This is a genomic window from Halomonas caseinilytica, assembly GCF_001662285.1.
GTDB classification, from domain to species: Bacteria; Pseudomonadota; Gammaproteobacteria; order Pseudomonadales; family Halomonadaceae; genus Halomonas; species Halomonas caseinilytica.
This window is the reverse complement of sequence record NZ_BDEO01000012.1, coordinates 41,323-60,372: the sequence shown is the minus strand read 5'-3', so window position 1 is coordinate 60,372 and position 19,050 is coordinate 41,323. Positions and strand designations below refer to the sequence as shown.

The following is a 19,050-nucleotide window of genomic DNA, read 5'->3' as shown; positions in this document are numbered from 1 at the left end:
CGGACGGGGGCGCCGTCTTGCGTTTGCACGATCAGTGATGGGCGCGCTGGCTGGCGTCGAGCATCTCGCGGGCGTGCGCCAGGGTCTGGTCGGTCAGTTTCATGCCGCCCAGCATCCGTGCGAGCTCGCCGACCCGCCCGGCTTCGTCAAGCAATGCCATGTGCGTCAAGGTCGTCTCGTCTTCGGCCTGCTTGGCGATATGCAGGTGCTGATGGGCCTGAGCGGCGACCTGGGGGAGGTGGGTCACGGTCATCACCTGGCCGCCTTTCCCCAGGCGCCGGAGAAGCTGGCCGACGACCTCGGCGGTGGCGCCGGAGATGCCGACATCGACCTCGTCGAAGACCAGGCTCGGTATGGTGGAATGCTGGGCCGCGACCACCTGGATCGCCAGACTGATCCGTGACAGCTCCCCGCCGGAGGCGACCTTGGTCAAGGGGCGCGCGGGTTGGCCGGGGTTGGCGCTGATCAGGAAGCGGGCGCGTTCGAGCCCTTCGGCGGCCGGAGCCTCTCGGGCCGCGAGAGCGACCTCGAAGCTCGCCTTGCCCATGGCCAGGAAGGCCAGTTGCTCCTGCACGGCCTGGCCGAAACGTCGGGCGGCATCCTGGCGGGCGGCGCTCACCGCCTCGGCCTGTCGCCGCCAGTCCTGTTTCAGGCTCTCGACCTCGGCGGCGAGGGCGTCCAGGTTGCCGTCTCCGCCCTCCAGTTCGGCAAGTTCCTCGCTGAGGCGCCGATGCAGTGCGACGAGTTCGTCGGGTTGCACCTGATGCTTGCGGGCGATGCGGTGGGCTTCGCCGAGGCGTTCTTCGACCCAGGCCAGGCGCTCGGGGTCCAGTTCTACGCCGGAGGCGAAATGATTGAGCTCACGCCCGGCCTCTTCGACCTGGATGCAGGCGTCTCCCAGCATGCTCAAGGCATCGGCCAGGGCGCCGCGATCGCTGCCGGGTAGCGCCGACAGCCGGTTCACCGCCTGATGCAGCAGTGGCAGGGCGCCGCCTTCGTCACCGTCGCAGCATTGGGCGGCGAACTGGGCTTCGCGCAGGCGTTCCTCGGCATGTGCCAGTGCCTCCTGCTCTTCCTCCAGGCCTTCCAGCTCGCCCTCGGCCAGGGCCAGCTGGTCGAGTTCCTCGACCTGGTAGCGGAGCAGCTGGAGGCGGGCCCGAATCTCGTCGTTATCCTCCGAGAACCGCTTGAGCCGCTGATGAGCCTCGCGCCAGGCGCGGAAGGTCTCCGCCATCTCGCGTACTGCCGGGCCGTGGCCGGCGAAGTCATCGAGCAGGTGCAGGTGGGTCTCCTCACGAAGCAGGCCCTGATGGGCATGCTGGCCGTGGATCTCGATCAGGTGGTCGCCCAGGGCCTTGAGGTCCGCCACCGTGGCGGGCTGGCCATTGATCCAGGCCTTGGAGCGGCCGGCTCGGGTGACCACGCGGCGCAGCAGGCAGTCGTCGCTGGGGAGCTCGCGCGCCTCGAGCCAGGCGCGGGCGGCGGGCAGGTCGGCGATGTCGAAGCGGGCGGTGAGGTCGGCTCGCTCGCAGCCATGGCGGACGCTGCCGGCATCCGCTCGTTCGCCGAGGCACAGGCCGAGCGCCCCGAGCAGGATGGACTTCCCGGCCCCGGTTTCGCCAGTGATGGCGGTCATGCCGCCTTCCAGCTCGAGTGCCAGGTGATCGACGATGGCGAAGTCGCGAATGGCGAGCTCTGTCAGCATGATGCCTCCCCGGGGCCTTCCGGAATCCACTGGTTATACATCCATTGCCTTGTGCGTTTATACAGTAGTTCAAGTCCCGGAACAACGCACGATATCAATCCGCTCGATCGGGTGCCTTGAGTTCCGAGCAGTCAGCCCCATATACCCCGCAACGACGATTCACCCCGACAACATGTCTTGCAGGCGGCCCATGGCCGCCGGCCGTCATTCAGGAGGCACACATGGCCAAAGATCCGCAGACCCCGCTGGACGACGAGCTCTCCCGTCAACAGGAGGAGTCCGACGCCCAGGTGGAGCCGGAGTCCGTGGAGGGCGAGCTCGAGGAGGCTGTCGAGCGCGCCGAGCAGACCCAGGAAGAAGGCAAAGTGCAGGAAGAAGAAGGCGAAACGCCGGACAACCCGGAAGCCGAGGTCCTGGCTGCCAAGGTCGAGGAGCTCGAACAGAGCCTGGCCGAGGCCAAGGACCAGTCGCTGCGAGCCGCCGCCGAGGCGCAGAACGTGCGTCGGCGTGCCGAGCAGGAGGCCGAGAAGGCCCGCAAGTTCGCGCTGGAGAAGTTCATCAAGGAGCTGCTGCCCGTGGTCGACAGCCTGGAGAAGGCGCTGGACGCCATGGGCGAGGACGCCACCGAGGCGCATCGCGAGGGCGTCTCCATGACGCTGAAGATGCAGCTCGACGTGCTGGGCAAGTTCGGCGTCGAAGTGGTCGATCCTGCCGGCGAGCCGTTCGACCCGCAGTACCATGAAGCCGTGACGATGGTGCCCAACGCTGAGCTGGAACCCAACAGCGTGATGGAAGTGATCCAGAAGGGGTATCTGCTCAACGGTCGTCTGGTGCGCCCGGCGATGGTAGTGGTCAGTCAGGCCGCCGAGTGACATTTCGCGCCGAAAAGCGGCCCGGAGCCCTTGAAAAGGCGCCGAGGGCCCCCAGATAGACGGCAACCCCGCGGTGAAAGCCGCGCACACGAACGAATCTGCAACATCGATATTTCGAGGATTTCCTATGGGACGCATCATCGGTATTGACCTGGGGACCACCAATTCCTGCGTGGCCGTACTCGACGGCGAGAACGCCAAGGTGATCGAGAACGCTGAAGGCGCACGCACGACCCCGTCCATCATCGCCTACACCGACGACGGTGAGACGCTGGTGGGACAGGCGGCCAAGCGCCAGGCGGTCACCAATCCCCAGAACACCCTGTACGCCATCAAGCGCCTGATCGGTCGTCGCTTCCAGGACGACGTCGTCCAGAAGGACATCAAGATGGTGCCCTACACCATCACCGAGGCCGACAACGGCGACGCCTGGGTCGAGGTCAAGGGCAACAAGCTGGCGCCGCCCCAGGTCAGCGCCGAAGTGCTGAAGAAGATGAAGAAGACCGCCGAGGACTACCTGGGCGAGACCGTCACCGAGGCCGTCATCACCGTGCCGGCCTACTTCAACGACAGTCAGCGTCAGGCCACCAAGGATGCCGGGCGCATCGCTGGCCTCGAGGTCAAGCGCATCATCAACGAGCCGACGGCGGCTGCGCTGGCCTATGGCATGGACAAGTCCCGTGGCGACAAGACGGTCGCGGTCTATGACCTGGGTGGCGGTACCTTCGATATCTCGATCATCGAAGTGGCCGACGTGGACGGCGAGACCCAGTTCGAGGTGCTGGCCACCAACGGCGACACCTTCCTGGGCGGCGAGGACTTCGACCTGGCGCTGATCAACTACCTGGTCGATCAGTTCAAGGCCGACAGTGGCATCGACCTGTCCGGCGACAACCTGGCCATGCAGCGCCTCAAGGAAGCCGCCGAAAAGGCCAAGATCGAGCTGTCCAGCGCGCAGCAGACCGAGGTCAACCTGCCCTACATCACCGCTGACAACACCGGTCCCAAGCACCTCAACGTCAAGGTGACCCGGGCCAAGCTCGAGTCGCTGGTGGAAGAGCTGGTGGCACGCTCGCTGAAGCCGTGCAAGACCGCCTTGGCCGATGCCGACCTGTCCGCTTCCGACATCGACGATGTCATCCTGGTGGGTGGCCAGACCCGCATGCCGCTGGTCCAGTCCAAGGTCGCCGAGTTCTTCGGCAAGGACGCCCGCAAGGACGTCAACCCGGACGAGGCCGTGGCCGTGGGTGCCGCGATCCAGGGCGGCGTGCTGGGCGGCGACGTCAAGGACGTGCTGCTGCTCGACGTCACCCCGCTGACCCTGGGCATCGAGACCCTGGGTGGCGTGATGACGCCGCTGATCGAGAAGAACACCACGATCCCGACCAAGAAGACCCAGACCTTCTCGACGGCGGACGACAACCAGACGGCCGTGACCATTCACGTGCTCCAGGGCGAGCGCAAGCAGTCCAGCGGCAACAAGTCCCTGGGTCGCTTCGACCTGGCCGACATTCCGCCGGCGCCGCGCGGTGTGCCGCAGATCGAGGTCGCCTTCGATCTGGACGCTAACGGCATCCTTAACGTGTCCGCCAAGGACAAGGCCACGGGCAAGGAACAGTCGATCGTCATCAAGGCGTCCAGCGGCCTGTCCGAGGAAGAAGTCGAGCAAATGGTCCGGGATGCCGAGGCCCATGCCGACGAGGACAAGAAGTTCGAGGAGCTGGTGGCCCTGCGCAACCAGGCCGATGGCATGGTCCACGCCGCCCGCAAGACTCTCGAGGAAGCCGGCGACAAGGCGACCGATGAAGAGAAGCAGGCCATCGAGAACGCCGCCAGCGAACTCGAGGAGGCCGCCAAGGGCGACGACAAGGACGACATCCAGGCCAAGCTCGATGCCCTGACCGAGGCGTCCGGCAACCTGGCCCAGAAGATGTACGCCGACCAGGCCGAAGCCGGTCAGCAGCCGGGGGACGACGCCGGCGAGCAGGCCGAGGGCCAGAAGAAGAAGGAAGACGACGTGGTCGACGCCGAGTACGAGGAAGTCAACGACGACCAGAAGAAGCAGTAAACCACGACGTCTGAATCACGGCTGACGCCAGCGCGGGGGCACGACTCCCGCGTTGGTGTTTCCGCAGCGTCGCTACGGAGGCGGACAGACACATGTCCAAGCGTGACTATTACGAGGTGCTGGGCATAGAGCGCGGGGCCGATCAGAAAGAGATCAAGAAGGCCTACCGGCGCCTGGCACAGAAATACCATCCGGACCGTAATCCGGACGATGACACCGCCGCGGAGAAGTTCCGCGAGGTTTCCGAGGCCTATGAGGTCCTGACCGACAGCGAGAAGCGCGCGGCCTATGACCAGTTCGGCCATGCCGGCGTCGATGGCCAGGCCGGTGGCGGCGGCTTCGGCGGTGCGGGAGCCGGCGGCTTCAGCGACATCTTCGGCGATGTCTTCGGCGACATCTTCGGCGGTGGCGGAGCGCGCCGCAACCCGAATGCCCCGCAGCGCGGCAGCGATCTGCGCTACAATCTCGAGCTCGATCTCGAGAGCGCCGTGGCGGGTACCAGCGTGGATATCCGCGTGCCGCGCCACATCGAGTGCGAGCGCTGCGATGGCGATGGTGCCGAGCCTGGCTCCAGCAAGGAGACCTGCCCGACCTGTCACGGCCACGGCCAGGTGCGCATGCAGCAGGGTTTCTTCGCCGTGCAGCAGACCTGCCCGACCTGTCACGGCAGCGGCCAGCACATCAAGGTGCCCTGCCACAAGTGCAATGGCGAAGGTCGGGTGCGCGAGACGCGCACGCTTTCGGTGAAGATTCCGGCCGGTGTCGATACCGGCGACCGGATTCGCCTCAACGCCGAAGGCGAGGCGGGTATCAACGGCGGGCCGCCCGGCGATCTCTACGTCCAGGTGGCAATCAAGCCGCACCATATCTTCGAGCGCGACGGGCGTCACCTGCAGTGCGAGGTGCCGATCAACTTTGTCGACGCCACCCTCGGCGGCGAGCTGGAAGTGCCGACCCTGGATGGCCGGGTGAAACTCAAGATTCCGCCCGAGACCCAGACCGGCAAGATGTTCCGCCTCAAGGGAAAGGGTGTGAAACCGGTGCGTGGTGGCCCCGCCGGCGACCTGCTGTGCAAGGTGGTGGTCGAGACGCCGGTCAAGCTCAGCGAGGAACAGAAGGACCTGCTGCGCCGCTTCCAGGACAGCCTGGACGGCAGCAACAGCCATCACTCGCCGAAGAAGAGCAATTTCTTCGATGGCGTGAAGAAGTTCTTCGAGGACATGAAGCCTTGAGGTACGAGGTGTCGTAAGCGCTTCTGTCGCCCCCGCCGTTCTCCTGGCGGGGGCTTTTCTTTGTGTGCCCGCCGTTCTACCGTAATGGATTCCCCTGCCGAGAAGGACTCTGTGTCATGGAATGGCTCGCCTTCGTGATTGCCGCCCTGGGTTTCGCCTATCTGCCCGGTCCCGCCATGCTGTATACCGCCGCCCAGACGCTGGGGCGAGGGCGGCGAGCAGGATTCGGTGCGGTACTGGGCGTACACCTCGGCTGCTATGTCCATGTGATCGCCGCGGCGCTGGGGCTGGCAGCGCTGTTTGCCGCCGTGCCGCCCGCCTATGTGGCCATGAAGGTCATCGGCGGCTGTTATCTGTTGTGGGTCGGCATGCGCCTGTGGCGACGCGGCATCGGCTCGCCCGACGCGTCGGAGGGTGCCGGCAAGGGTAGCCGTCGGGCGTTGATCGACAGCATGTTGGTCGAGATACTCAACCCGAAGACGGCGCTGTTCTTCGTGGCCTTCCTGCCGCAGTTCGCGCAGCCGGAGGCCGGCATGGCGATGGGGTGGCAGTTGCTCTGGCTGGGCATCGCCACAAACTTCCTGTTCTCCTCGGCCGACGTGGTCGTGGTGATGCTGGCCGCGCCCTTGCGTCGCTGGCTGCAGGGGCCGCGGGGCTCGACGCGCCTCGCCCAGCGCCTGGGCGGCGGTTTGCTGGCCAGCCTGGGCGCACACGGTCTGACACAGGTCTATCGACAGGGAATTTCATGACCGACGCCATGGATCGGCCGCTGGCCGGCATTCTGCTCAGGCTGCTTTCCGGTGTGCTGTTCACGGGGATGATGGTGTGCGTCAAGGCGGTGAGCACGGCGGTGCCGCTGGGGCAGACCGTGTTCTTCCGCTCGGCCTTTGCACTGTTGCCTATCGTGATGTTCATGATCTGGCGGCACGAGTTTCCCCGTGCACTGGCGACGCGGCGTCCCGCTGGGCATCTGGTGCGCTCGGGACTGGGGGCGGCAGCGATGTTCGCCTCCTTCGCGGCGGTGGCCAGACTCCCGGTGGCCGAGGCCACGCTGTTGGCGCAACTGGCGCCGGTGGCCATGGCGGTGGGGGGCGTGCTGTTGCTGGGAGAGCGCTTCACTCTCCATCGAGCGGCGGCCCTGGCGCTGGTGCTGGGCGGCGTGGCGGCGCTGGTGGTGCCCGATCTGGGCAACGGGGAGCAGGCCGGGCGTCTCCCGGGATATGGCCTGGGCATTCTGGCTGCCTTGCTGACGGCGGGAGCACTGGTCACGGTGCGGCGCATTTCGCGCACCGAGACGCCGGCCTCCATTGCCTTCTATTTCGTGCTGGTCACGGCGTTGGCGGGCCTGGCCACCTGGCCGCTGGGCTGGGTCGAGGTCTCGGGGACGACGCTGACGATGCTGATCCTGGCCGGCCTGTTCGGTGGAGCGGCCCATATCTGCATGACGCTGGCGCTGCGTTTTGCCGAGGTGTCGCGCCTGGCGCCCTTCGAATATGTTGCGCTGATCTGGCCGGTGCTGGCCGATCTGCTGATCTTCGGGCTGCCGCTGTCGCTGGGCTTTCTGGTCGCGCTCCCCCTGGTGTTGGGCGGCGCCGGGCTGGCCGCCATGGAAGGGCGCCGCGTCAGGTGGCCCCTTCGACGATGAGCTGGGGCGAGCCCTGTGAGCAGGCCTCGATGCGGGTCTCCACGCGGTAGACCTGGCGCAGCAGCTCGGGGGTGACGACCTGTGCGGTCGGTCCGCAGGCGATCAGGCGACCGCTTTCCAGCATAATGGCCTCATCCGTGAAACGCAGTGCCTGACCCAAGTCATGCAGGGCAGCGAGGATCAGCATGCGGCGCTCACGGGCGAGCCGCCTCAGGATCGACAGCAGCTGGATCTGACGATGCAGGTCCAGCGCGGAGGTAGGCTCGTCGAGCAGCAGGATCTCGGGGTCTTGCACGAGAGCTTGGGCCGCGCCCACCAGTTGGCGCTGGCCGCCGCTCAAGTCGCCGATGTCACGCTCTCCCAGGTCGACGATGCCCAGTTCGTGCAGGGCACGGTCGACCTCGGCGAGGTCTTCGGCCTGGACTTTCAACCTGCGCCCCTGCATGCGGGCCAGCAGCACCGATTCATAGACGCTCAGCACGGCATTCGCGCCGGTGTCCTGCGGCATGTAGGCCAGAGGGCGTTCGTGGGTGGCGCCGTCGATGCGCACGCTGCCACCGCCACCGATCAGGCCGAGGATGCGCCGGAACAGCGTGGACTTGCCTGCAGCATTGGGGCCGAGCAGGGCGACGACCCGGCCGCCCTCGAGCGGTGGCGTGGTGATCTCGGAAAGAATCTGGCGGCGGCCATAGTGGGCCGTCAGGCGGTCGAGCGTGAGCGTTACCATGCGGACTTCTTGTGGTTGAGGACGAGGAACAGGAAGAACGGAATGCCGACCAGCGAAGTGATGATGCCGATGGGAATGATGGTGCCGGGCAGGATGATCTTCGACAGTACCGAGCCGATGGAGAGGATCAGGGCACCGCACAGCGCCGCACCCGGCAGGAAGAAGCGCTGATCCTCGCCCATCAGCAGGCGGGCGATATGCGGTCCGACCAGGCCGATGAAGCCGATGGTGCCGACGAAGGCCACGGCGATGGCGGCGAGCAACGAGACCAGCACCAGGACTTCCAGCCGCAGTGCCCGGGGTTTCACGCCCAGGCTCTCGGCCTTGGCGTCTCCCAGCCGCATGGCGGTGAGCGCCCAGCCATGGCGTGCGAGCAATGGCAGCACCACGACCAGCACGGCGGTGGCGATGCCGACCTTGGGCCAGGTGGCCTTGGTCAGGCTGCCCATGGTCCAGAACACCACCGCGGCGACCGCTTGCTGGCTGGCGAAGAACTGAATCAGTGCCATCAGCGAGTTGAAGATGAACACCATGGCAATGCCCAGCAACACGATGGTCTCGATGGTGACACCGCGCTTGAGGCTCAACGCATGGATCGCGAAGGCCGTCAGCATGGCCATGATGAAGGCATTGATCGGGATCACGTATTCGATCGCGGCGGGTACGATCACCACGCCGAAGGCCAGTGCCAAGGCGGCGCCGAAGCTGGCCCCGGCGGAGATGCCCAGCGTGAAGGGGCTGGCCAGCGGGTTGCTGAGGATGGTCTGCATCTGGGCGCCGGCCACCGACAGGCTGGCGCCGACCACCAGCGCCATCAGCGCGACCGGCATGCGGATGTCCCACAGGATCACCCGAACCTGCGGGCTGACGGCCTCCGGGGAGAAGAGCGCGGCGATCACTTCGCCCAGGCTGAAGCGGGCCGGCCCCAGAGCGAGGTCGATACACAGGCTCAGGCACAGCGCCAGCGTCAGGGCGGCCAGGATCCATTGCCGCCGTACCACCAGCTGACGGTAGAAGCCGCGTCCCTGGAGCGTGGAGGGCGTTGTGGCGGCGGCTTGGTCGGGAGGCGAGGTGTGCATCTCAGTGTTCCTTCAGCGAGACCCAGTACCCCGGCGCGTAGTCCACCGGCAGGAAGCGCTGGTGCAATTCTTCCATCGTCGCTTCGGGGTCGAGGTCGGCGAAGAGCTCGGGGTGGAACCACTTGGCCAGTTGTTGCACGGCGACGAAATAGTAGGGGCTGTTGTAGAACTGGTGCCAGATGGCGTGGACATTGTCGTTCTCGACGGCCTCGATGCCTGTCATGGCCGTGCGCTCGGTCAGCGCTTCGAGCTTGGCGCGCGCGGCCGTCATGTCGGCGCCGGGGCCCACGCCGACCCAATCGCCACCGGGCACGTAGGCATCCCAGTTACCGCCGGTCACCACGACATGCTGCGGGTTGGCGGCGATGATCTGCTCGGGGTTCAGTGTGCCGAAGGTGTTCGGAATGATGTCCTTGGCGATATTGGTGCCGCCGGCGATCTCGACGTACTCGCCGAAATTGCCGGGGCCGAAGCTCATGCAGCAGTCTTCCGAATAGCCGCCGGCACGGTCGATGAAGACACGCGGTCGCTCGGGGTCGGCGTCCTCGATCGTCTCGGTGACGCGCGCCATCTGCGCATCGGCGAAATCGATGAAGGCATCGGCCGCCTCCTCCTCGCCGAGCAGCTTGCCCATCAGCCGCATGGACGGAACAGTGTGCTCGAGCGGCGCTTCGCGGAAGTCGACGTAGACGATGGGAATGCCCAGCTCGGCGAGCTTGTCGTCATAGGCGGCGTCTTCGGTGGCGGTCTTGGCCTCGAGGTTCATCAGCACGACATCGGGATCGAGAGCGGCGGCCTGTTCGACATCGAAGGTGCCATCCTTGAAACCTCCGAAGGTGGGAATCTCCTTCAACTCAGGGAAGCGCTCGGCATAGGCGGCGTAGTTGTCCGGATCAGCCTGGGAGAAATCTTCTCGCCAGCCCACCACGTGCGCGAACGGATCCTCCGGTTGCAAGGCGGCGAGCAGATAGATCTGGCGGCCTTCCCCGAGGATGACGCGATCGACGGGGGCATCGACGGTGACCTCGCGGCCGGCAACGTCAGTGACGGTGATCTCGTCGGCATGGACGGCCGTACCGACGAGTGTGAGAACGAGACCGCCGAGGGTCTTGAGCAGAGGGGCATGCATGAGTTTCGTCACTCGCTGGTGGGTCGACAGGTTCGAGGCGTCGACGAGCACGGCGATATGGAGCTCGCCGTTGCAGATCGTTCCTATTTGCAACGGGCCAGTTTGGCGTAATCGCCCGATGTTGTCGAGATGTGGAAGTCTCGTTTCGAGAAACCGAACGGAGAGTTCGTGGAGGCGGGGCTGGCGTCAGAGGGGAGCGTCGTCATAGGCTGAGCATTCATGACCGAGGAGTGAGGGAGGGCGTTATGCCGATTTCACGTGCCGAGATTGTCACCGAATCCGGCGACAAGCTGATCAACCGGCTTTGCAAGCACTGGGCGCACAAGCTGGAGGTGGAGCAAGGAGAAGGGGAGGGGCGGATCACCTTCGACAACGGAAGCTGCCTGCTGCGCGCCGAACAGGACAAGCTGAAGGTGGCGGTCGAATCTCTGGACGAGGAGGGGCTGGACCATCTGGAAGGTGTGGTGGCGAGCCACCTCGAGCGCATGTCCGGCAAGGAATCCCTGGATATCATCTGGGAGAACTGAGCCATGACGGCCCGAACCGCCCATCTGGGCATGCTGCTCTGGGCGGCATTGGTGGGCCTGTCGTTTCCTGCCGTGGGGCTGATGAGCGCGCTGCCACCGATGTTGCTCACTGCCCTGCGTTTCGCCATTGCCTGTCTGGGACTATGGCCGTTGGCATATCGGGCCGAGGGCTTTGCGCTCACGCGCCGGGCCTTGCCGGTCTACGTGCTGATGGGCCTGTGTCTGGCAGGGTTCTTCGGTGCCATGTTCTGGGCCGCGCATCATGCCACGGCGCTGTCCATGGCCACGCTTTATGTCACCGTGCCGCTGCTTGCCTATGGGCTTGGGCTCGGATTCCGCGTGGAGCGTCTGGCCTGGCGGTTGCCGGCGATCCTCGCGCTGGGGGCCGTCGGGGCCTTGGCGCTGGCCTATGCCGAGGCACTGGTGCGGGGCGGCCAGATACGCTTCGGCATGGGCGAGGCCGTGTTCTTCGTTGGCTGCCTCTGTTCGGCACTCTATCCGGTGCTCTCCAAGTGGGGGCTGAATGCGGGACGGCTGCCGGCCTCGGCGGCGGTGCGGACTTTCTGGAGCCTGGGATTGGGCGGCATATTGATCGGCGCTCTGGGCGTGGCAATGGAGCCGGTGTCGCGCTTCTCGGCGATGGTCTGGTCCGATGCGTTGCTGCTCGTCTACCTGGGGCTGTTTTCCAGTGCCTTGACCTTCTGGTTGATGCAGCGTGCGACCCTGGTGCTGACGCCCGGGGCGATTACCGCTTATGGCTATCTGGTGCCGTTCGTCTCCATGCTCGTGCTCTTCCTGCGTGTTCCCCGGAGCCTGGATTGGGCCTGGTTGCCGGGCAGTCTCATGGTGCTGGTGGCCATCGCGCTGTTGCTGCGTCATGACGCTGGCAGCAGCCGGCCGAGTGTTGGGGGCTCAACGCGGACGCAGGCAGACTAGCAGGCTGCGCTGCAAGGGGCTGGCATTGTCATCGCTGAGCAGCAGCAGACGGCCGTCGTCGAGCCGGGTCAGGCCTTCCATGTTGTCCAGCCACCAGCCGTCGGCGCTGGAGAAGCTGGCCAGGGTGTCGACGTCGAGTTCGGGCGGCTTGCCCAGCCGAACTCGACGCAGGCTGATCACCAGTGGCGCCGGTGGTGCGAAGGCGCGCTCGAGCGCCAGCAGGTCGTCGCCGTCGCGGGTGAGTTCGGTCAGGGCGCTGCCGGTCGGGGTCGCCAGGGGATAACGCCACTGCTGGCCCTCGAGTGTGAAGAGGCGTGTTTCCTTGGAGGCGGCGCCGCGAGGGGGCGACTCCAGGCCGAGGATGAGGCCGTGCTCGGGGTGCCGCGTCATGGCTTCCATGCCCTTGTTGGCGGCCGCGCCAGCCGCTGCTTCCGGCCGGACGGGAGGTGCCAGGGGAGTCCCGTCAGGGCGGAAGCGCTGCAGGCGATGATCGCGTTCGAAGCTGACCCAGTACTCGGTATCGCCGAGCTTGCCATTGGCTGCATGGCGTAACGACAGGGACTCGGCATCGGCCGCCGAGCCTTCCAGCGGGTCGCCGTCGGCATCGCGCAGGCGGTGGCTGTCGATGGGCGAGAGGCCGTTCAGATGGCCCGCCTCGAAGCGTGGGCGGGCCCGGTGCAACCAGCCCCGATCCGATACCAGGTGCAATAGCCCGGCATCGTGCTCCCAGGCCAGATCGGAGAGGCCGTTGACCGGCGTGCCGTCCGGCCAGTGGTCGGGCAGGGAAAGCGTGCCGCAAAGGTCGACTCGCGCCGGTGGCGTGACCTCGGCGCCGGCCAGCGGCACGACGCGAGCGCGCTCGGCACAGCCCGAGAGGGTCGCGAGCAAGGCGGCGAGCAGGGCGGTGGTCGTCAGGCGGCCGATGCGGTGCGGCGCAGTCGAAATCCGGGGCATGGTGATCTCGGCGTTGGTGGCATGGCGAGAGTTCATTCTGGCACAAGCCTGTGCCGATTCGGTGACAGGGACGTCGCAGACGGCCCGGTGCGGCGTTGTTATACTGCGGCCCTTCCATTGCAACGATCTTCGCGAGGAGTTCGCATGACCCGTATCGCCATTGCCGGCGTCGCCGGCCGCATGGGCCGCACCCTGGTCAACGCCGTGCAGCAGGATGCCGAGGCCACGCTCGCCGGCGGCACTGTCTCGCCGGGCAGCTCGCTGGTCGGTGCCGATGTCGGCGAGCTGGCCGGCAGCGGCAAGCTGGGGGTGATGGCCACCGATTCGCTGGCGGGGATCGTCGATGATTTCGATGTGCTGATCGATTTCACCACGCCCCGGGTGACCCTGGATAACCTGGCGGTCTGCGCCGAGCATGGCAAGCGCATGGTGATCGGTACTACCGGGCTTGCCGACGAGGAGCTGGCGGCGCTGGACGGCTACCGTGATCGGGTGCCCATGGTCTTCGCGCCCAACATGAGCGTGGGTGTCAATCTGACCTTCAAGCTGCTGGAGACTGCCGCCCGCGCGCTGGGCGACGAGGGCTACGATATCGAGGTCATCGAGTCCCACCATCGTCACAAGGTGGACGCGCCCTCCGGCACGGCCCTGAAGCTGGGCGAGGTAGTGGCCGATGCCCTGGGGCGTGACCTGAAGACCGATGGCGTCTTCGAGCGTGTCGGACAGTGCGGGCCGCGCAGTGGCAAGGAGATCGGTTTCGCCACGGTGCGCGCCGGCGACATCGTCGGCGAGCATACCGTGCTGTTTGCCACCGAAGGCGAGCGCATCGAGATCACGCACAAGGCTTCCAGCCGCATGACGTTTGCCAGGGGCGCCGTACGGGCAGCGCGCTGGGTGGCCGGCAAGCCGGCAGGGCGTTATGACATGCAGGATGTCATCGGGCTGGATTGAAGGGTAGCCGAGCGGCCTCGGATGCTTTAAAATCCCCCAAATTTTGGCCGGGCGCCGGCACTCGCCGCGCAAACGCTTGTTGCGTCGGCCCAGCATTCCGAGCGAATGACAACAAGCGGGATGAAACCGGTCTTCATTGTCGGGTTTCGTCCCGCTTTTTTGCGGGTCGGTGGCTGGGGCGCCCCGGGACGATCAGGCGGGAGTCTAGTCTGCCTTGCGACGGTTCCGGGCTTGCCTGAGCTGTCAGCGCCATTCGAGAAGTATTCCTTGACGAGCATGGGAGGACGTTGCGTTGAACAAACCCGCGATACTGGCCCTGGAAGATGGCAGTGTGTTTCATGGCACCGCCATTGGCGCCGATGGGCAAACTAGCGGTGAGGTGGTGTTCAATACGGCCATGACAGGCTACCAGGAGATCCTCACCGACCCTTCCTATAGCCGTCAGATCGTCACCCTGACGTATCCGCACATCGGCAACACCGGCGTCAACAGCGAAGACGTGGAGTCCTCCGGGATTGCCGCCGCCGGGCTGGTGATTCGCGACCTGCCTCTGCTGGCCAGCAACTTCCGCTCCGAGCAGTCGTTGTCCGATTATCTGGTGGAGCAGAACGTGCTGGGCATCGCCGATATCGACACGCGCCGGCTGACCCGCCTGTTGCGCGACAAGGGCTCGCAGAACGGCGCTATCCTGGCCGGTCCTGATGCCGAGGGCGAGGACGCCGAAGCGCGTGCCCTGGAAGCGGCCAAGGCTTTCCCTGGCCTCAAGAACATGGATCTGGCCAAGGTCGTCTCCTGCACGGAATCCTACGAGTGGAGCGAGGCGGAATGGTCGCTGGGCTCGGGATACGCCGATGCGGCCCAGGGCGAGCGCCCCTATCATGTCGTCGCCTACGATTATGGCGCGAAGCGCAATATCCTGCGGATGCTGGCCTCCCGAGGCTGCCGATTGACTGTGGTGCCGGCCCAGACCTCGGCCGAAGAGGTGCTGGCCATGAATCCGGATGGCATCTTCCTCTCCAACGGCCCGGGCGATCCCGAGCCCTGCGACTATGCCATCAGTGCCATCCAGTCGTTTCTGGAGACCGACATCCCGGTCTTCGGCATCTGCCTTGGCCACCAGTTGCTGGCGCTGGCCAGCGGCGCGCGGACGGTGAAGATGGGGCACGGCCACCATGGTGCCAACCACCCGGTGCAGGATCTCGACAGCGGCCGAGTGATGATCACCAGCCAGAATCACGGCTTCGCCGCCGATGAGGCCACGCTCCCGGCCACCTTGCGCGCCACTCACCGTTCTCTGTTCGATGGCACCCTGCAGGGTATCGAGCGCACCGACCGGCCGGCATTCAGTTTTCAGGGACACCCCGAGGCGAGCCCCGGCCCCCGGGACATGTCGCCGCTGTTCGACCGTTTCGTCGACATGATGCGGTGTCGACGCTGACGCCCGCACCCGATCGATCGTCGCCCCTCGTCCGTCACCACTCTTGCGGGAAGCACCATGCCCAAACGTACCGACATCCAGAGCATCCTGATCATCGGCGCAGGCCCCATCGTCATCGGCCAGGCCTGCGAATTCGACTATTCCGGCGCCCAGGCCTGCAAGGCCCTGCGCGAGGAAGGCTTCCGGGTCATTCTGGTCAACTCCAATCCAGCGACCATCATGACCGATCCGGTGATGGCCGACGCCACCTACATCGAGCCGATCACCTGGCAGGCGGTGGAGAAGATCATCGAGGCCGAGCAGCCCGATGCCATCCTGCCGACCATGGGGGGCCAGACAGCGCTCAACTGCGCCCTGGAGCTGGACAAGCACGGCGTGCTCGCCAAGTATGGCGTGGAGATGATCGGCGCCAATGCCGATGCCATCAACATGGCCGAGGATCGCGACCTCTTTGACCAGGCGATGAAGCGCATCGGCCTGGAATGCCCTAAGGCCAAGGTGGCCCATACCATGGAAGAGGCCTGGGAGATCCAGGGCGAGCTCGGCTTTCCGGTCATCATTCGGCCTTCCTACACCATGGGAGGCTCCGGTGGGGGCGTGGCTTACAACAAGGAAGAGTTCGAGGAAATCTGCACCCGGGGCTTCGAGCTTTCCAACAACCATGAGCTGTTGATCGATGAGTCGCTGCTGGGCTGGAAGGAATACGAGATGGAGGTCGTTCGCGACAAGAACGACAACTGCATCATCGTCTGCGCCATTGAGAACTTCGATCCCATGGGCGTGCACACCGGCGACTCCATCACCGTGGCACCCGCCCAGACGTTGACCGACAAGGAATACCAGATCATGCGCGACGCCTCCTTGGCGGTGTTGCGCGAGATCGGCGTCGAGACGGGAGGCTCCAACGTCCAGTTCGGCGTCGATCCGACTACCGGACGCGTGGTGGTCATCGAGATGAACCCGCGGGTGAGCCGTTCCTCGGCGCTGGCCTCCAAGGCCACCGGCTTCCCGATCGCCAAGATCGCCGCCAAGCTGGCTGTCGGCTACACCCTGGACGAGCTGCAAAACGACATCACCGGCGGACGTACTCCGGCCTCGTTCGAGCCGTCCATCGATTACGTGGTCACCAAGATTCCGCGCTTTACCTTCGAGAAATTCCCCCAGGCCAATGATCGCTTGACGACCCAGATGAAGTCGGTCGGCGAGGTGATGGCCATCGGGCGGACCTTTCAGGAGTCCCTGCAGAAGGCCCTGCGGGGGCTGGAAACCGGCAACGACGGCCTCGATCCGAAGGTCACGCGCTTCAATGATGATGCCATGGCGCACATCAAGGGTGAGCTCCAGGTGGCCGGAGCTGAACGCATCTTCTATGTGGCCGATGCCATGCGCGCCGGGCTGGATGTCGAAGAGCTGTTTCGTCTGACCAACATCGATCGCTGGTTCCTGGTCCAGATCGAGGATCTGGTGCGCAGTGAAGCCGAGCTTGCCAAGCGCTCGCTTTCCGAGCTGACGCCGCGAGAATTCTTTGCCTTGAAGCGCAAGGGATTCTCCGATGCGCGCCTGGCCAAGCTGCTCGGTGTCGCCGAGAAGGACTTCCGTCGGGCCCGCCAGGCGGCCGGCATCCGCCCCGTCTACAAGCGGGTCGACACCTGTGCGGCGGAGTTCGCCACCGACACGGCCTACATGTACTCCTCCTATGAGGAAGAGTGCGAAGCGGAGGTCTCCGACCGGCCCAAGATCATGGTGCTGGGCGGTGGGCCCAATCGTATCGGCCAGGGCATCGAGTTCGATTACTGCTGCGTGCATGCCGCGCTGGCCATGCGGGATGATGGCTACGAGACCATCATGGTCAACTGTAACCCAGAGACCGTTTCCACCGACTACGATACCTCGGATCGGCTTTACTTCGAGCCGGTGACGCTGGAAGACGTGCTCGAGATTGCCGACAAGGAGAAGCCTGCCGGCGTGATCGTGCAGTTCGGCGGTCAGACGCCGCTCAAGCTGGCGCGCGAACTCGAGGCCGCCGGCGTGCCGATCATCGGCACCACGCCGGATGCCATCGATCGTGCCGAGGACCGCGAACGTTTCCAGCAGATGATCGGCAAGCTGGGGCTCAAGCAGCCGCCCAATGCCACGGCTCGCAGCTTCGAGGACGCCTTCGCCAAGGCCGAGGCCATCGGCTATCCGCTGGTGGTGCGTCCCTCCTATGTGCTGGGTGGCCGGGCCATGGAGATCGTCTACGATGCCAGCGAGCTGGAGGACTACATGACTCATGCGGTCAAGGTCTCCAACGACTCGCCGGTACTGCTCGACCATTTCCTCAACGCGGCCGTCGAAGTCGATATCGACGCTGTCTCCGACGGAACGCAGGTGGTGATCGGCGGTATCATGCAGCATATCGAGCAGGCGGGGGTGCACTCCGGTGATTCCGCCTGTGCCCTGCCGCCGTACTCGCTGCCGGCGGAGGTGCAGGACGAGATGCGCGACCAGGTCAAGCGCATGGCCGTGGAGCTGGGCGTCAAGGGGCTGATGAATGTGCAGCTGGCCTGGCAGGATGGCGAGATCTACGTCATCGAGGTCAATCCGCGGGCCTCGCGCACCGTGCCCTTCGTCTCCAAGTGCATCGGTACCTCGCTGGCGCAGGTAGCGGCACGTTGCATGGCCGGCGTTTCGCTGGCCGAGCAGGGCTTCGACCAGGAGATCGTGCCGCATTTCTACAGCGTCAAGGAAGCGGTCTTCCCGTTCGCCAAGTTCCCCGGTGTCGACCCCATCCTCTCGCCGGAGATGAAATCCACCGGCGAGGTCATGGGCAGTGGCGATACCTTCGCCGAGGCCTTCTACAAGGCGCAGCTTGGCGCCGGGGAAGCGATTCCGGCACTGGAAGGCGAGCGCAAGGCGTTTCTATCGGTGCGCGATCCCGACAAGCAAGGTGTTATCGATGTGGCCCGATCTTTGTTAGGATTAGGGTTCACACTATGCGCGACGCGTGGCACGGCATCGGCTCTGCAACAAGCCGAGCTGCCCGTGGAGGTCGTCAACAAGGTTTATGAAGGCCGTCCTCATATTGTCGATCTGCTCAAGAACGACGAGGTCGCCTATATCGTCAACACCACCGAGGGCCGCCAGGCCATCAATGATTCCTCGGTGATCCGCCGCACTGCTCTCGCCCGCAAGGTTCCCTATGCCACCACCCTGGCGGGAGCCAATGCCGTTTGCCTGGCACTCGAGTACGGGAACGCCATCACCGTGCGGCGGTTACAGGAATTGCATGCAGGAGTCAGTCAATGAACAAGGTCCCGATGACCGTCGTCGGTGAGCAGCGTCTTCGCGATGAGCTCGAACACCTCAAGAGCGAGGCGCGGCCCAACGTCATCGCCGCCATCGCCGAGGCGCGCGAACACGGCGATCTCAAGGAGAATGCCGAGTATCACGCCGCCCGCGAGCAGCAAGGCTTCATCGAGGGGCGGATCCAGGAGATCGAGGGCAAGCTCTCCAATGCGCAGGTCATCGATGTCACCAAGCTGCCCAAGACCGGCAAGGTCATCTTCGGGGTGACGGTGGAACTGATCAACCTGGAGAACGATGAGGAAGTGACCTACCGGATCGTCGGTGAGGACGAGGCTGACATCAAGGTCGGCCAGATCTCGGTGACATCACCCATCGCCCGCGCCTTGATCGGCAAGGAAGAGGGCGAGGTGGTGCTGGTGCGCACGCCTGGCGGGGATGTCGAGTACGAGATCGCGAGCGTCGAGCATCTCTGACCCAGGCTCGAACCCTTGAGCTGGAA

16 protein-coding genes are annotated in these 19,050 nt (G+C 65.3%); 11 read left to right on the top strand and 5 right to left on the bottom strand.

Going from position 1 to position 19,050, the window contains the following annotated elements; all coding sequences use genetic code 11:
• Positions 1-31: 31 nt before the first annotated feature.
• A complete protein-coding gene (gene recN / locus HSDC_RS13980; RefSeq protein WP_064700568.1) occupies positions 32-1,705 on the bottom strand; it encodes a DNA repair protein RecN in 1,674 nt (557 codons plus the stop codon).
• Positions 1,706-1,926: 221 nt separating this feature from the next.
• Between recN and grpE the strand changes: the two genes are divergently transcribed.
• From grpE to HSDC_RS13955, 5 genes are all read left to right on the top strand, one after another.
• Positions 1,927-2,577, top strand: coding sequence for a nucleotide exchange factor GrpE (gene grpE, locus HSDC_RS13975; protein WP_064700567.1), 651 nt, complete (start codon positions 1,927-1,929; stop codon positions 2,575-2,577).
• A 127-nt stretch (positions 2,578-2,704) separates the two neighbouring features.
• On the top strand, positions 2,705-4,645 hold the full coding sequence (gene dnaK, locus HSDC_RS13970; RefSeq protein ID WP_064700566.1) for a molecular chaperone DnaK: 1,941 nt from the start codon (positions 2,705-2,707) through the stop codon (positions 4,643-4,645).
• 92 nt (positions 4,646-4,737) lie between these two features.
• Positions 4,738-5,877, top strand: a complete 1,140-nt coding sequence (dnaJ, locus tag HSDC_RS13965; RefSeq protein WP_064700565.1) for a molecular chaperone DnaJ — start codon at positions 4,738-4,740, stop codon at positions 5,875-5,877.
• Positions 5,878-5,993: 116 nt separating this feature from the next.
• The gene (locus HSDC_RS13960; protein ID WP_064700564.1) at positions 5,994-6,626 is read left to right on the top strand and encodes a LysE family translocator; all 633 of its coding nucleotides are present in this window, start codon (positions 5,994-5,996) and stop codon (positions 6,624-6,626) included.
• Positions 6,623-7,522, top strand: coding sequence for a DMT family transporter (locus HSDC_RS13955; RefSeq protein ID WP_064700563.1), 900 nt, complete (start codon positions 6,623-6,625; stop codon positions 7,520-7,522). The genes HSDC_RS13960 and HSDC_RS13955 overlap by 4 nt, the downstream gene beginning before the upstream one ends.
• Here the strand turns inward: HSDC_RS13955 and HSDC_RS13950 are convergent.
• From HSDC_RS13950 to HSDC_RS13940, 3 genes are read right to left on the bottom strand one after another with little or no spacing between them, the layout of a single operon-like run.
• The gene (locus HSDC_RS13950; RefSeq protein ID WP_064700562.1) at positions 7,500-8,249 is read right to left on the bottom strand and encodes an ABC transporter ATP-binding protein; all 750 of its coding nucleotides are present in this window, start codon (positions 8,247-8,249) and stop codon (positions 7,500-7,502) included. The two genes, HSDC_RS13955 and HSDC_RS13950, sit on opposite strands and share 23 nt — an antisense overlap.
• Positions 8,243-9,328 (bottom strand): FecCD family ABC transporter permease, encoded by a 1,086-nt coding sequence (locus HSDC_RS13945; protein WP_064700561.1) that lies wholly within the window; start codon positions 9,326-9,328, stop codon positions 8,243-8,245. Before HSDC_RS13945 ends, HSDC_RS13950 begins: the two co-directional genes overlap by 7 nt.
• Before the next feature lies 1 nt (position 9,329).
• A complete protein-coding gene (locus tag HSDC_RS13940; protein WP_064700560.1) occupies positions 9,330-10,457 on the bottom strand; it encodes an ABC transporter substrate-binding protein in 1,128 nt (375 codons plus the stop codon).
• Between the two features lie 245 nt (positions 10,458-10,702).
• Between HSDC_RS13940 and HSDC_RS13935 the strand changes: the two genes are divergently transcribed.
• Together HSDC_RS13935 and HSDC_RS13930 are read left to right on the top strand one after the other, a co-directional pair.
• Complete coding sequence (locus HSDC_RS13935; RefSeq protein ID WP_064700559.1) at positions 10,703-10,984, top strand: DUF2218 domain-containing protein; 282 nt, start codon at positions 10,703-10,705, stop codon at positions 10,982-10,984.
• A gap of 3 nt (positions 10,985-10,987) precedes the next feature.
• Entirely contained in the window at positions 10,988-11,920 is a 933-nt protein-coding gene (locus tag HSDC_RS13930) for a DMT family transporter (protein ID WP_064700558.1), read from the top strand.
• Here HSDC_RS13930 and HSDC_RS13925 read toward each other — a convergent pair.
• A complete protein-coding gene (locus tag HSDC_RS13925) occupies positions 11,897-12,910 on the bottom strand; it encodes an esterase-like activity of phytase family protein (protein WP_064700557.1) in 1,014 nt (337 codons plus the stop codon). The two genes, HSDC_RS13930 and HSDC_RS13925, sit on opposite strands and share 24 nt — an antisense overlap.
• A 108-nt stretch (positions 12,911-13,018) precedes the next feature.
• On the opposite strand from HSDC_RS13925, the gene dapB reads away from it, so the two are divergent.
• The 4 genes from dapB to greA all read left to right on the top strand — a co-directional run bounded on the left by dapB (position 13,019) and on the right by greA (position 19,024).
• On the top strand, positions 13,019-13,825 hold the full coding sequence (dapB, locus tag HSDC_RS13920; RefSeq protein WP_064700556.1) for a 4-hydroxy-tetrahydrodipicolinate reductase: 807 nt from the start codon (positions 13,019-13,021) through the stop codon (positions 13,823-13,825).
• Positions 13,826-14,117: 292 nt separating this feature from the next.
• On the top strand, positions 14,118-15,263 hold the full coding sequence (gene carA / locus HSDC_RS13915; RefSeq protein ID WP_064700555.1) for a glutamine-hydrolyzing carbamoyl-phosphate synthase small subunit: 1,146 nt from the start codon (positions 14,118-14,120) through the stop codon (positions 15,261-15,263).
• Positions 15,264-15,320: 57 nt separating this feature from the next.
• Entirely contained in the window at positions 15,321-18,551 is a 3,231-nt protein-coding gene (gene carB / locus HSDC_RS13910; protein WP_064700554.1) for a carbamoyl-phosphate synthase large subunit, read from the top strand.
• Positions 18,548-19,024: a transcription elongation factor GreA gene (greA, locus tag HSDC_RS13905; protein WP_064700553.1), complete on the top strand. Its 477-nt coding sequence runs from the start codon at positions 18,548-18,550 to the stop codon at positions 19,022-19,024. The genes carB and greA overlap by 4 nt, the downstream gene beginning before the upstream one ends.
• Positions 19,025-19,050 lie beyond the last annotated feature (26 nt).